General features: G+C 61.9%; 12 protein-coding genes. 6 read left to right on the top strand and 6 right to left on the bottom strand.

Annotation, left to right across the window (positions count from 1 at the left end; translation table 11 throughout):
* Nucleotides 1-52: 52 nt before the first annotated feature.
* Nucleotides 53-274 carry a hypothetical protein gene (locus AB5Y81_RS08245; RefSeq protein WP_010634802.1) on the bottom strand — a complete coding sequence of 74 codons (222 nt, stop codon included), beginning with the start codon at nt 272-274 and terminating at the stop codon, nt 53-55.
* A gap of 131 nt (nt 275-405) precedes the next feature.
* On the opposite strand from AB5Y81_RS08245, the gene dinB reads away from it, so the two are divergent.
* From dinB to rlmM, 6 genes are all read left to right on the top strand, one after another.
* Nucleotides 406-1,458: a DNA polymerase IV gene (gene dinB / locus AB5Y81_RS08240; protein ID WP_017764095.1), complete on the top strand. Its 1,053-nt coding sequence runs from the start codon at nt 406-408 to the stop codon at nt 1,456-1,458.
* A 68-nt stretch (nt 1,459-1,526) separates the two neighbouring features.
* Nucleotides 1,527-3,668 carry a methyl-accepting chemotaxis protein gene (locus AB5Y81_RS08235; protein WP_017779835.1) on the top strand — a complete coding sequence of 714 codons (2,142 nt, stop codon included), beginning with the start codon at nt 1,527-1,529 and terminating at the stop codon, nt 3,666-3,668.
* Nucleotides 3,669-3,951: 283 nt separating this feature from the next.
* Nucleotides 3,952-4,872, top strand: a complete 921-nt coding sequence (locus AB5Y81_RS08230; RefSeq protein ID WP_005303519.1) for a transcriptional regulator GcvA — start codon at nt 3,952-3,954, stop codon at nt 4,870-4,872.
* Nucleotides 4,865-5,503 carry an alpha/beta fold hydrolase gene (locus tag AB5Y81_RS08225; RefSeq protein WP_279484712.1) on the top strand — a complete coding sequence of 213 codons (639 nt, stop codon included), beginning with the start codon at nt 4,865-4,867 and terminating at the stop codon, nt 5,501-5,503. Before AB5Y81_RS08230 ends, AB5Y81_RS08225 begins: the two co-directional genes overlap by 8 nt.
* Before the next feature lie 30 nt (nt 5,504-5,533).
* On the top strand, nt 5,534-5,920 hold the full coding sequence (locus AB5Y81_RS08220; protein ID WP_010634798.1) for a DUF423 domain-containing protein: 387 nt from the start codon (nt 5,534-5,536) through the stop codon (nt 5,918-5,920).
* The gene (gene rlmM / locus AB5Y81_RS08215; RefSeq protein WP_005303513.1) at nt 5,913-7,007 is read left to right on the top strand and encodes a 23S rRNA (cytidine(2498)-2'-O)-methyltransferase RlmM; all 1,095 of its coding nucleotides are present in this window, start codon (nt 5,913-5,915) and stop codon (nt 7,005-7,007) included. Before AB5Y81_RS08220 ends, rlmM begins: the two co-directional genes overlap by 8 nt.
* Nucleotides 7,008-7,078: 71 nt before the next feature.
* On the opposite strand, the gene AB5Y81_RS08210 is transcribed toward rlmM, so the two are convergent.
* From AB5Y81_RS08210 to AB5Y81_RS08190, 5 genes are all read right to left on the bottom strand, one after another.
* Entirely contained in the window at nt 7,079-7,519 is a 441-nt protein-coding gene (locus tag AB5Y81_RS08210) for a hypothetical protein (RefSeq protein ID WP_279484711.1), read from the bottom strand.
* Between the two features lie 121 nt (nt 7,520-7,640).
* Nucleotides 7,641-8,648: an isocitrate dehydrogenase gene (locus AB5Y81_RS08205; protein WP_279484709.1), complete on the bottom strand. Its 1,008-nt coding sequence runs from the start codon at nt 8,646-8,648 to the stop codon at nt 7,641-7,643.
* A gap of 146 nt (nt 8,649-8,794) precedes the next feature.
* The gene (gene xni, locus AB5Y81_RS08200; RefSeq protein WP_279484708.1) at nt 8,795-9,598 is read right to left on the bottom strand and encodes a flap endonuclease Xni; all 804 of its coding nucleotides are present in this window, start codon (nt 9,596-9,598) and stop codon (nt 8,795-8,797) included.
* 128 nt (nt 9,599-9,726) lie between these two features.
* Nucleotides 9,727-11,082, bottom strand: a complete 1,356-nt coding sequence (ppnN, locus tag AB5Y81_RS08195; protein ID WP_005303505.1) for a nucleotide 5'-monophosphate nucleosidase PpnN — start codon at nt 11,080-11,082, stop codon at nt 9,727-9,729.
* 150 nt (nt 11,083-11,232) lie between these two features.
* Complete coding sequence (locus AB5Y81_RS08190; protein ID WP_279484707.1) at nt 11,233-12,840, bottom strand: GGDEF domain-containing protein; 1,608 nt, start codon at nt 12,838-12,840, stop codon at nt 11,233-11,235.
* Nucleotides 12,841-12,843: the final 3 nt, after the last annotated feature.

Raw genomic sequence — 12,843 nt, 5'->3', positions numbered from 1 at the left:
CGAAAGCAAAACGGGCTGACCCTTGGGTCAGCCCGTTTTTTATGGCGAGCGCTCAGTAGTCGTAGCGCTGGCACTCCTTCTTGTTGAATTCGGCCCGCCAGCGTGCCAGCTCCTCCTGCGTACCCAGCTCGTCTCCCTGTTTGATGGCCTTTTCCAGCGCCTCGATGCGCTCGTGCAACCAGCTACACTCGGCGGTCGGATTGTCCTTGCCAGTGCTCTGCTGCGGCAGCAGCAGGCAGAGCCCCAGAGCCAACCCCGGCCAGACTCCCTTCATCTCATTCTCCTTGTGCGATGGATTATAAATGGTTCCTTAAGAGTCTATGTCTGCCGGTCATTTCATGCCGATGGCAGAAATGGCAGGGCTGGGTTAGCATAGGCAGGTCACCTGTTTATTCGTACAGTGGTATGCGCAAGATCATTCACATCGACATGGACTGCTTCTATGCCGCGGTAGAGATGCGGGACAACCCGGCCCTGCGCGAGGTACCGCTGGCCATCGGCGGCTCGGCGGACAGGCGCGGTGTCATCTCGACCTGCAACTATGTGGCGCGCCGCTTCGGGGTGCGCTCCGCCATGCCGAGCGCGCTGGCACGCAAGCTCTGCCCGCCACTGGTGCTCATTCCCGGCCGGATGGCGGTCTACAAGGAGGTCTCCCGCCAGCTGCGGGCCATCTTTCTGCGCTACACCGAGCAGGTGGAGCCGCTCTCCCTCGATGAGGCCTATCTCGACGTGACGATGAGCCCCTGCTGTGGCGGCAGTGCCACCCTGATGGCCCGCGAGATCCGTGCTGCGATCAATGCCGAGCTGGGGCTGACCGCTTCGGCCGGGGTGGCGCCGAACAAGTTTTTGGCCAAGCTCGCCTCCGAGCAGCGCAAGCCGGACGGCCTGTTCGTGATCCGCCCGCAGGAGGTGGATGAGTTCGTGCGCCAGCTGCCCCTCGGCAAGCTGCCAGGCATCGGTCGCAAGACCGCGGATCGGCTGGAGTCGCTCGGCCTTTACTCCTGCGAGGATGCCCGTCAGCTCGGCAACGAGGAGCTGATCGCCCGGTTCGGCAAGCTCGGGGAGATGCTGGCCGGGCGGATCTGGGGCCACGACGAGCAGCCGGTGCAGGCCCAGCGGGTGCGCAAGACCATAGGGGTGGAGACCACGCTGGCCAGCGACGTGCTGGATGAGGCCGCCTGTTGGCAGGTGCTGAGCCGGCTCATTCCCGAGCTGGAGCAGCGATTCTCGGCCAGCCACGGCAAGGAGCAGTTGATGGGGCAGGGGATCAAGCTCAAGTTTGCCGATTTTCAGCAGACCACCGTCTACCGGCGTGGGGGTTACCAGCCGGAGCGGTTTCACGATCTGTTGCACGAAGGTTTGTTGCGGGCACAGGGCAAACCCATTCGGCTACTGGGATTGGTGGTCGGCCTGCCGGCGGCCGGCGAAGTGAACCAACTTGCCCTGGATTTAGCGTGATAAGGTTAAGTTTTTGTTTCTAAAACCGATACACTGATCACATCAGTATGAAGCTAGGAAATGGTGGCATGAGTTCTCTTTCTGTTCAGGGGCGGATCACCCTGATCGCCGGTTGTTGTTTGTTGGCCAGTGCCGGTGCCCTGGTGGCCTCTTCTCTCTTCAGTGCTGCCAACATGCAGGATCAGGTGCTGACTTCTACCACGGCGGAAGCCCAGAGTGCGGCCGAAAACTGGATGAAGGCGATGGGCTCGGAGCAGGCGGCCAAGGTGACCAGTTATCTGGACGAGGCCTACTTCCGGGCAACCCTGCTGGGCCAGGGGATCCTGTTCCAGCGCAAGAATGCGGCCGACAATTTCGGCTCCTCCGAATCACTGCGTACCGCCGTCAACCAGCAACTGCATGACGCGGCAGCCTCCTCCGATCACCTGCTCGGCGTCTATGCGGTGTTCGAGCCGGACCAGCTCGACGGCGAAGACAGCAACTACCACGGCTCCAGCGCGCTGGGCTCCAACGATCAGGGGCGTTTCTCCACCTACTGGGCGCGGGTCGACGGCAAGATTGAACCCGAGGTGCAGGACGAATCCGTGCTGGCGGACGAGAGCCCGACCGCGGCCGGCGGTGTGGAGAACGAGTGGTATCGCTGCAGCATTCGCAGCAAGGCCCTCTGTCTGCTGGAGCCTTATCTGGACGATGTGGGGTCGCAAAAGGTATTGATGACCTCGGTGACCGTGCCTCTGTTGGAGCAAGACAAGCTGCTCGGCATGGTCGGCGTCGATATCTCGCTGACCGCGCTGCAGAGTCTGGTCAAGGAGATGGATCAGGAGCTCTATGAGGGGCAGGGCAAGGTGCTGCTGGTGAGCAGTCAGGGCCGTGTCGCCGGGGTGGACGGCTTCGACGTCACCCTGGGCAGTCCGCTCGGTCAGCAGTATCAGACCCTGACGGCCGCCTTGCAGGGCTGGCTGGGCCAGGGGCAGGTGGCCAGTCGCTGGAGCCCGGACGGCAACCTGCTGCAAACCTTCGTGCCGGTCAAGATGCGCGGTACCGAACAGAAATGGGGCATCTACATCGAGCTGCCGCGCAGCGTGGTGCTCGCCTCGGCCCTTCAGCTGCAGGACGATCTCTCCGGCCAGGCCAGCCGCAGCGTGATGACCCAGTTGCTCATCGGCGGCCTCATCTCGGCGGTGGCGCTGATCTGCATCTGGCTGATGGCCCATCAGATTGTGGCCCCCATCCGCGCCGTGGTGGCCCGCCTCAAGGACATTGCTAGCGGCGAGGGGGATCTCACCCAGCGCATCGAGCTACGCCGTGACGACGAGATAGGCGAGCTGGCCAAGTGGTTCAACAGCTTCTTGAACAAGCTGCAGAGTACCATCAGCCAGGTCATAGATACCGTTGCCGGCACCCGGGCCAGCGCGGAGCAGGCGGCCAGCGTCGCCGAGCGCACCAGTGCCGGCATGCAGGCCCAGTACCAGGAGGTAGACCTGGTGGCGACCGCGTTCGAGGAGCTGAGCGCCACTGCCCTGCAGGTGGCCAGCAACGCCAACTCGGCTGTGGCTGCGGCCAACGAGGCCGACACGGCGGCGCAGGAGGGCAAGTACGTGGTGGCCGACACCCAGGAGGCGATGCGCAAGCTGATGGCGGTCATCAGCGATGCCAAGCCGGTGGTGGAGCACCTGTCAGCCAACAGCGAGAACATCAACGACATCCTGGTGGTGATCCAGGGGATCGCCGAGCAGACCAACCTGCTGGCGCTCAACGCCGCCATCGAGGCGGCGCGGGCCGGCGAGCAGGGCCGTGGTTTTGCGGTGGTGGCGGACGAGGTGCGCAATCTGGCGGGCCGCACCCAGAACGCCATTGTCGAGATCCAGACCCTCATCGGCCAGCTGCAATCCGGCACCGAGGCGGTGGTGAAGGCGATCATGACCGGCCACGGTCAGGCGGATCTGACGTTGACCAAGGTGGACCTGTCGGTCAGCGTGCTGGAGCAGATCATCCACGCGGTCGGCACCATTCATCAGATGAACGAGCAGATCGCCAGGGCGGCGCAGGAGCAGAGCGGGGTGGCGGACGAGATCAATCGCAACGTCAGCAACATTCGCGATGTGAGCCACACCATCCGGGCCGAGGCAGCGAGCTCCGCCGAAAATGGTCGCGAGCTGTCGGCGCTGGCCGACAAGCAGCAGCAACTGGTGGGGCAGTTCAAGGTATAGGGATAAGAAAAAAGGCGCCTTCCAACCGGAGGCGCCAAACACATTCAGATGACAGACTGGGTTAAATCGGTCCGATTTAAGCCCCTCTTCCCGCAGAGGAAGAAACACAACACCACAATCGCACTCCAGAGACTCACAAAAATCACATGTAAACCAACATTGAAGAGAAAAAGTGAGCCATATGGCAACGGATTGCGAAGCGAATTATGTTTATTCACTGGTCGACCCGCAACCGACAAATTATAATGCGGCCCATTAGAAAAACTCATCGTCGGCTGGTCTCATGTCTCGTCGTTTACCCCCGCTCAACGCACTGAAAGCGTTTGAAGCCGCGGCTCGTCATTTAAGCTTCACCCGCGCTGCGGAGGAGCTGTTCGTGACCCAGGCCGCTATCAGTCACCAGATCAAGGCGCTGGAAGAGTACCTCGGTATCAAGCTGTTTCGCCGCAAGAACCGTTCTCTGTTGCTGACCGAGGAGGGGCAGGGCTACTTCCTCGACATCAAGGACATCTTCACCTCCATCTCGGAGGCGACCGACAAGTTGCTGGCCCGCAGCGCCAAGGGCGCGCTCACCGTTTCTCTGCAGCCGAGCTTCGCCATCCAGTGGCTGGTGCCGCGGCTGGTCAAGTTCAGCGAGCGTCACCCCGACATCGACGTGCGGATCAAGGCGGTGGACATGGACGAGGGCTCGCTCACCGACGACGTGGATGTGGCCATCTACTACGGACGCGGCAACTGGCCTGGCCTGCGGGCCGACAAGCTGCACACCGAGTATCTGATCCCGGTCTGTTCACCGCTGCTGCTGACCGGTCCCAAGCCGCTGCGCACCCCGGACGATCTGACCCGTCACACCCTGCTGCACGACACCTCGCGCCGCGACTGGAAGGCCTGGTTTCGCCAGCTCGACATCGATGCACCCAACGTCAACCAGGGGCCCATCTTCAGCCACTCTACCATGGTGATCCAGGCCGCTATTCACGGCCAGGGGGTGGCCCTTGGCCACAGCGTGCTGGCCCAGCCAGAGATAGAGGCGGGTCGCCTCATCTGCCCGTTCGAGCAGGTGCTGGTGAGCAAGAACGCCTTCTATCTGGTGTGCCAGGAGCAGCAGTCCGATCAGGGCAAGATAGTCGCCTTCCGCGACTGGATGCTGGAACTGGTGGAGCAGGAGGAGGCCCGTCGCCGGGCCCGATTGGCAGATGCATGAAGTGATCCGGGAGGGGGCTGTTGATGCCCCCGTTCGCATTCTGCTGGCCCACGGTGCCGGGGCCGGCATGGAGCACGCCTTTCTCGCCGAGCTGTCACGGCTGCTGGCCGGGCCCGAGATCGAGGTGGTGCGTTTCAACTTTCCCTACATGAGCAAGCGGGCCCTGGATGGCAAGCGTCGTCCGCCGGACCGGCAGCCCGCCCTGCTCGACCACTGGCGCCAGATGATCAAGGCGTTTGCCCATCCCAGACTGTTTCTGGCGGGCAAATCCATGGGTGGGCGGATGGCGGCCGAACTCTATCAGGAGAGTGAGGACGAGATGAATGCTGCAGGATTGCTCATTCTCGGGTATCCTTTCCACCCCCCGGCCAACCCCGACCGCTGGCGGGGCGAGGTGCTCAAGCAGATCAAGACGCCAACCCTGCTGTTGCAAGGGGAGCGCGATACTTTCGGCACCCGTGCCGAACTGGCTGATTTCCCCTTCTCATCCGCCGTATCGGTCCATTGGCTGACCGATGGTGATCATGGCTTCAAGCCGCGCAAGAGCAGCGGTGCGAGCGAGCAGGACAACCTGCGCCAGGCGGCCGAACGGATCAAGGATTTCATTGCGACCATCCCGGCGCGGGGTTGAGGCTGGCGCGGGACAACAAGGAGGCAAGGGATGCAATTTCATCGACATTGGCTGGTGCTGGCGGGCTTTTTCGGCCTGACGGCGACCATGCTGGGCGCCTATGGTGCCCACGGTCTGGCGGCCACCGGCATCGATCCTTCGCGTCTGGCGGCCTTCAATACCGCCGTGCAGTATCAGTTTTTTCACGCCCTGGCCCTGCTGGTGCTGGGGTGGTGCGGTGTGCGCAGCAAGGTGATCAACCTGGCTGGCACCGCCTTTGTGCTGGGGATCCTGGGATTCTCCGGCAGTATTTACGCCATGGTGCTGCTTGGCAGCAAGGGCTTGGGGCTCATCACCCCGGCCGGTGGCCTCTGTTTTATGTTGGGATGGGCGGCCCTGATGTGGGCCGGCTGTCGTCTTGGAGGAAAGAATGAATAATCTGCTGCTTTATTGCCGCCCCGGTTTTGAGAAAGAGGCGGCGGCAGAGATCACCGAACGAGCCACTAACATGCAGTGTTATGGCTTTGCCCGGGTCAAGGACGACAGCGGCTACATCATCTTCGAATGCTACGGTGAGGAAGAGGCCGACCTGCTGGCGCGCAAGCTGCCCTTCAAGGAGCTTATCTTCATCCGCCAGATGCTGGTGGTGACCTGCGAGCTCAAGGAGCTGGATCTGGCGGATCGGATCACCCCGATCATCGAGGCGACCCGCGACTACGCCATCTGCGGCGATCTGCGGGTGGAGACGGCCGACACCAACGAGGCGAAGGAGCTCTCCGCCTTCTGCCGCAAATTCACCGTGCCGCTGCGCCAGGCGCTGCGCAGCAACGAGATCCTGACCAAGAAGGAGACCCCGAACCGTCCGGTGTTCCACGCCTTCTTCCTGGCCAACGACCACGTGTTGCTGGGTTACTCCTACTCCTTCAACAACTCCGCCTTCCACATGGGGATCCCGCGTCTGCGCTTCCCGGCCGATGCGCCGAGCCGCTCCAGCCTCAAGCTGGAAGAGGCCTTCTACGTGTTCGTACCGCGGGAAGAGTGGGACGTGCGGCTGCGCTCCGGCATGAAGGCGGTGGATCTCGGTGCCTGCCCGGGCGGCTGGACCTATCAGCTGGTGCGTCGCGACATGATGGTGACCGCGGTGGACAACGGTATGATGGCGCAATCCCTGATGGATACCGGCCAGGTCAAGCACATCCGCGATGACGGCTTTGTCTGGCGTCCCAGCAAGAAGAACATCTACTGGCTGGTGTGTGACATGGTCGACAAGCCGGCACGGGTGACCCACATGATCGCCGACTGGTTCCGCGAGGGCGATTGCCAAGAAGCCATGTTCAACCTCAAGCTGCCGATGAAGAAGCGCTACGCCGAGGCGGTGCACAACATCCAGGTGCTGCGTGAACTGCTGGCGGAGATCGATGGCGGCTTCATCATTCAGGCCAAGCAGCTCTACCACGATCGCGAAGAGATCACGGTGCATGTCTTCAACAAGTATTGGGTCTCCAAGCTCTCCCCCCAGGAGTGAAGGCTGGCTGACATGGGCTGACAAAAAGGCCGACAACCCCAAGGTTGTCGGCCTTTTTATTCGGCTTGCGTTCAGAAGCGATAGTCAAAACGCAGCGAGGATTCGCCATCGGTAAGCTTGAGCTCGATGTCGAGCGGTATGGTGCGATCGGTCGGGCTGAACTCCAGCTTGACGCCGTTGCTGCGCAGCTTGAGAGAGGTGTTCATGCCGGCGGTCTGGAACTTGATCCTGGGCTTGTGCTGCTCGAAGGAGAGGCTGACGCTCTTCTCGGCGGTCAGGTTGAGCTTCTGATAGGGAGTGACCTGACTGTTGCCATTGCTGTCGGTGACGACATCCATCCCGAAGGAGAGGGGTTTGGGAGCCTTGAGCAGGTCATTGGTATCCAGGGTGGATTGCCAGACCTGGCTGGCCGGCTGGGTGGATGGCGGCAGCTGGGGCCAGGCATTCTCGACCGGTCTGTCTATTGCCATGACATTGCTGCTGATGAGCAACAGGGTAACGATAGCGCGCATAATGGATCTCCTTATCCCTTATCTATTGAACATAGTAGCCAATCGACAAAGGGGGGAGCGCGCCGTGAGATAAAACAAAGGGAGCCGAAGCTCCCTTTTTAAATCAACAAGTTGGCACCAATTACAAACGATCTATGATGGATTGGGTGAACTCGCTGGTGGAGGCGCTGCCCCCCAGATCCCGGGTCACCCGGTCGCCGGATTCGATGGTGGCGCGCACCGCTTCGCGAATGCGCTCGGCCTTCTCCTGCATGCCCAGATACTCCAGCATCTGGATGGAGGCGAGGATCACCGAGGTGGGGTTGGCGATGTTCTTGCCGGCAATGTCCGGGGCAGAGCCGTGCACCGCTTCGAAGATGGCGGCGCCATCACCGATGTTGGCGCCCGGCGCCATGCCGAGGCCGCCGACCAGACCGGCACACAGATCCGAGAGGATGTCGCCGAACAGGTTGGTGGTGACCATGACGTCGAAGCGCTCCGGGTACATCACCAGGTTCATGCAGGCGGCATCGACGATCATCTCTTCGCTCTGGATGTCCGGGTAGCGGCTGGCCACCTCACGGGCCACTTCCAGGAACAGACCGGAGGTGGACTTGAGGATGTTGGCCTTGTGGATGATGGTGACCTTTCTGCGTCCTTCCTGACGGGCCAGCTCAAAGGCGAACTTGACGATGCGCTCGGCCCCTTCGCGGGTGATGATGCTCATCGCCTCCGCGCTCTGGTTGTCATCGCTGCGCTTCTGACCGGCACCCGAGTACATCCCTTCGGTGTTTTCACGCACCGTGATGATGTCGATGTTGTCGTAACGGCTCTTGGTGCCCTTGAAGGAGAGCACGGGACGCACGTTGGCGTAGAGGTTGAACTTCTTGCGCAGGGAGACGTTGATGGAGGTGAAACCGCCGCCGACCGGGGTGGTGAGGGGGCCTTTCAGGGTGACCTTGTTCTTCTCAATCAGGTCGAGTGTGGACTGGGGCAGCAGCTCGCCGTGTTTCTCCAGCGCCACCAGACCGGCGTCGGCGTATTCGTATTCGAAGTCACAACCGGCGTGGGTCAGGATCTGGATGGCGGATTCGATGATGCTGGGGCCGATGCCGTCGCCCGGGATGACGGTAATTTTTCTTTTTGACATGAGACGTATCCACTTCTAGGGAACAGAGGGGGAGGATTCGGCGGTTTTATACCATTTCTCCACCTAACCCTCCATGTTTCTTTACATTCTATCTGTTTTTGTCAACAGCGAGAGTGAGTCCGGTCATGCTTGGCGAGATAGCGTCATCAGGCATCCGGGGTGGGCGGATAACGGATCTCCCGCAGGTTGAAGCCAAGGGGGATGTCCCGCTGCAGCCGTACCAGTCGCTGGGCCAGCAGGGCCTCATCCTGGTGCTGACGCAGCTTGAGCAAAGGCTTGGCGGCGTCCTCCTGCTGGCAGGCGGTCAGCATGGCAGCGAGATCGCCGTATTGTTGCAGCAGCTGGGTGGCTGTCTTGGGGCCGATGCCGGGCACCCCCTTGATGTTGGAGCCACCGATGCCGGTCAGGGCCCAGAAGTCCACCAGCTGGGCCGGGGCTACGCCGTATTGCTGCTCGACGAAGGCGGCATCCAGCCAGCGCTTGTTGAAGTAGTCGCGGATCCGGATCTGCGGGCAGATGAGCTGGCAGAACCCCTTGTCGGTGGAGATGATGGTGGCGCTGGCTCCGTGCTGGGCAATGCCGCTGGCCAGGGTGGCGATGAGATCGTCCGCCTCGTCGGTCTGGGAGAGCAGGGCATCGACACCGCACTCCCAGAAGGCATCCTGCAGCTCGTTCAGCCCTTCGCGCAGCTCGGCCGGCATGGGGGTGCGTCCCTCCTTGTAGGCGGGATAGACCTCCTTGCGCCAGCTGTGCACCTCGCCATCGAACACCGCGATGACGTGGGTCGGCTCGCTGCCGGCCAGCAGCTTGCGGCAGGTATTGATGAGGTTGGCACGGGTGGCGATCAACGCCTGGGCCGGAGTCAGCGCCTGCTGAGCCTGCACCGCGTGCAGCCGGCGGATGAGGTTGAGGGCATCGATGATGAGCAGGTGTGGCCTTGGGTTTGACATGGGGCACTCTTGGCAGTCGGAACGCCCCATTGTAACAAACCAGCGGGCTCAATGGGGGATTGATGGCCGAAGGGGAGGCCGCAACAAAAAGGGGCGCCATGCGCCCCTCGTTTCATCTGTGCTGCCCGTCAGCGCACGATTTCGTAGCAGGGCACATACTGGCTGCCCGGCAGCTTCATGCGCTGCTGTTTGACGAAGCTCTCCAGCAGCTTGTCCATCAGGTGCATCAGCTCCTTGTCACCATGGATCTTGAACGGCCCCTTCTTCTCGATGGCGCGGATGCCCCCTTCCTTGACGTTGCCGGCGACGATGCCGGAGAAGGCACGGCGCAGGTTGGCCGCCAGCAGCTGGGGCGGCTGGTTGCGGTGCAGATCCAGGCTGGCCATGTTGGCGTGATCCGGCTCGAACGGCAGCTGGAACTCCGGCTCGATCTTGAGGGACCAGTTGAAGGAGTAGGCATCCCCTACCGACTTGCGGTATTCGCGGATCTTCGGCATCGCCTCCTTCATCACCCGGGCCACCTCGGGGGCATCGCCGATGATGATGCGGTAGAGGCTGGTGGCCGCTTCCCCCAGGGTCGCCTTGACGAAGTCATCGATGGCGCGGAAGTAGTCGGCACTCTCTTTCGGGCCGGTCAGCACGATGGGCATGGGTTGCCGCTCGTTGGCCGGGTGCATCATGATGCCGAGCAGGTAGAGCAGCTCCTCGGCGGTGCCGACCCCGCCCGGGAAGATGATGATGCCGTGGCCGAGACGCACGAAGGCCTCCAGCCGCTTCTCGATGTCCGGCAGGATCACCAGCTCGTTGACGATGGGGTTGGGCGGCTCGGCGGCGATGATGGAAGGCTCGGTGAGGCCGATGTAACGGCCGTTGCGCACCCGCTGCTTGGCGTGGCCGACGGCGGCCCCCTTCATCGGGCCCTCCATGGCGCCCGGGCCACAGCCGGTACAGATGTTGAGCTCGCGCAGCCCCAGCTCGCTGCCGACCGCACGGGTGTACTGGTACTCGATCTCGTTGATGGAGTGGCCGCCCCAGCAGACCACCAGATTGGGGTCGGCGCCGGGCAAGATCGCCTTGGCGTTGCGCAGGATGGCGAACACCACGTTGGAGATGTGGGTGGAGCTGGTGAGGTTGACCAGCCGGTTCGACTCCAGCTGGGTCGACACATAGAGGATGTCGCGCAGCACGGAGAAGAGGTGTTCCTGAATGCCGCGGATGATCTCGCCATCGACGAAGGCGTGCTCGGGGGCGTTGAACAGCTCGAGCTTGACCCCGCGCTCGCGCCGGATCACATGAATATCAAAGGATTTGAAGCGCTCCAGTATCTCTTTGGAGCTGTCGGTATGGCTGCCGGAGTTGAGTACCGCCAGCGAGCAGTTGCGAAACAGTTGATAGATATCGCTGGAGGCGGTTTGCTTGAGGCGGTCTACCTCGAGCTGGGACAGCAAGTCCATGCTGCCGACTGGATTGATGTGCGTAATCATATGTTCCCCTTTCACTCGCTTGTTATCGTTGTGCTTTTCCCTGGGGAGAAAACGGGATGCCCTGTGGCATCCCTTGAATTTGATAGTAGTTGCAAGCGGTGGGGCAGGGGAATAGGGGGAAAGTGCGTTTGCTGCTTTTTTAGGCGCTTGTCAGGCCAGATTCACCTGATCCCGACCCGAGTGCTTGGAGCTGTAAAGCGCCTTGTCGGCCCGCTCGAACGCATCCGTGGTGTGGTCCCCCTCCCTGAACAGGGTGGCGCCGATGGAGATGGTGATCTCGACCCTGGCATCCCGAAAGCGGAACGGAATGCTCTTGATGGTCTGGCGCAAGGTTTCCAGCGGTTTCTGATACTTGTCCGGGTTGATGTTGGGCAGCAACACCACGAACTCCTCGCCGCCGAAGCGGGCGATGAAGTCGGTGTCGCGCAGGGCCCCCTGCAGCGCCTTGGCCACTACCTTCAACGCCTTGTCGCCGGCCATGTGGCCGTAGTTGTCGTTGATGTTCTTGAAGTGGTCGATGTCGATGATGGCCAGGCACAGCGGGGTGCCGTAGCGCAGCCAGCGTTTGTATTCGAGCTCGAGCCTCTCATCGAGTGCCGCCCGGTTGTGCACCTGGGTCAGGCTGTCGAGGAACAGCTTGTGTTTCTGGATGGTGAGCCGCTTCTTGTACTCGGCGGTCTCCTCCTTCATCAGCCGCAGCTTGGCCTCCATGGTGGAGAGCCGGGTCAGCAGGTGGCGTTCGCGGGCGGCCATGGCCTCCCTGTCCTGCAGCAGCAGGCTGATGGCGCCCATGTGGCCTGAGATGGCCTCCTTGAGGTCGCCCAGGGTGTCATGGCTGGCCAGGGTATGGTCGATGGCTTTGAGCTCCTGGTCGATGGCCTTGCGGGTATCCAGAGTGGCACTTTGCAGGGCCCGCCCCTCGTCGAGGGATTCGGTGAAGCTGAAGTGGACGGCCGAGAGGCTCTCGTTGAGGGTGCTGAGAAACGCCTGGGAGGCTTTACGCTCCTCGCGAGTGCCCTCGATGATGAGCTCGATCACCTGCAGGCAGATCTCGGCCAGCAGGGGAGGGGTGATGCCATTGAGCAACTGGCGGCGAATGTCCGCCAGGCTTTCGCCCACCGCACCGGCAAAGTCGAGCTCGGTGATGAGCCGCTGCAGCTCGTCGGCGATGTGGGCGTGGATCTTGACGTCAAAGGGGGCATCCGGCTCGGGGGCGGCCAGATCGGTGACCACCTCAGGCTGACTGCTCTGGACCAGCAGGGGCTGGCTGGGCAACAGCTGGATCTTGATGGCCTGCTGGTAGAACTCCAGCAGCCGGATCACCTTCTTCTGGTGATCGCCGATGCCATAGCCATCCGGGCTCGCCAGAAACTCCTTGAGGGATTTGCGGGTATCTTCCGGGAAGCCCTTGATCGCCTTGAGTTGCTTGGAGCCGAGTTCGATGGCGGACTTGGTCAGGGAGATGGACTCTTCCAGCGCGTTGCCGTGCTGCTGCAGCAGCTTCTCGATGACCGCGAGATCGGCGTCGAGGGAGGAGAGCGGCGGGTTGCCGTCGAGTTTCTGCTTGAGCTTGGCGAGCTTGTTGTCCAGCTCCCGGTCGTGACCGCGGCAGGCCTGCATCAGCTTGGCGATGAACTGGATGCTGCGGGCGCGCTCGGTATCGGAGAAGGAGACAATGCCGTCCAGCTCCAGCTGTTTTTGCTGAAGGGATTCCCTGAGTCTGGCCAGTTGTCCGGCTACGGCAGCGATATCATTCATTAT

This window comes from Aeromonas sp. s2, assembly GCF_040907935.1.
Classification (GTDB): Bacteria; Pseudomonadota; Gammaproteobacteria; order Enterobacterales; family Aeromonadaceae; genus Aeromonas; species Aeromonas dhakensis.
Note: the sequence above shows the minus strand (reverse complement) of the source record. Positions and strands in the feature narration are given on the sequence as shown.

Coding starts and splice junctions, on each gene's coding strand:
- AB5Y81_RS08245 (WP_010634802.1), bottom strand. CDS start 274: ATGAAGGGAGTCTGGCCGGGGTTGGCTCTGGGGCTCTGCCTGCTGCTG.
- dinB (WP_017764095.1), top strand. CDS start 406: ATGCGCAAGATCATTCACATCGACATGGACTGCTTCTATGCCGCGGTA.
- AB5Y81_RS08235 (WP_017779835.1), top strand. CDS start 1,527: ATGAGTTCTCTTTCTGTTCAGGGGCGGATCACCCTGATCGCCGGTTGT.
- AB5Y81_RS08230 (WP_005303519.1), top strand. CDS start 3,952: ATGTCTCGTCGTTTACCCCCGCTCAACGCACTGAAAGCGTTTGAAGCC.
- AB5Y81_RS08225 (WP_279484712.1), top strand. CDS start 4,865: ATGCATGAAGTGATCCGGGAGGGGGCTGTTGATGCCCCCGTTCGCATT.
- AB5Y81_RS08220 (WP_010634798.1), top strand. CDS start 5,534: ATGCAATTTCATCGACATTGGCTGGTGCTGGCGGGCTTTTTCGGCCTG.
- rlmM (WP_005303513.1), top strand. CDS start 5,913: ATGAATAATCTGCTGCTTTATTGCCGCCCCGGTTTTGAGAAAGAGGCG.
- AB5Y81_RS08210 (WP_279484711.1), bottom strand. CDS start 7,519: ATGCGCGCTATCGTTACCCTGTTGCTCATCAGCAGCAATGTCATGGCA.
- AB5Y81_RS08205 (WP_279484709.1), bottom strand. CDS start 8,648: ATGTCAAAAAGAAAAATTACCGTCATCCCGGGCGACGGCATCGGCCCC.
- xni (WP_279484708.1), bottom strand. CDS start 9,598: ATGTCAAACCCAAGGCCACACCTGCTCATCATCGATGCCCTCAACCTC.
- ppnN (WP_005303505.1), bottom strand. CDS start 11,082: ATGATTACGCACATCAATCCAGTCGGCAGCATGGACTTGCTGTCCCAG.
- AB5Y81_RS08190 (WP_279484707.1), bottom strand. CDS start 12,840: ATGAATGATATCGCTGCCGTAGCCGGACAACTGGCCAGACTCAGGGAA.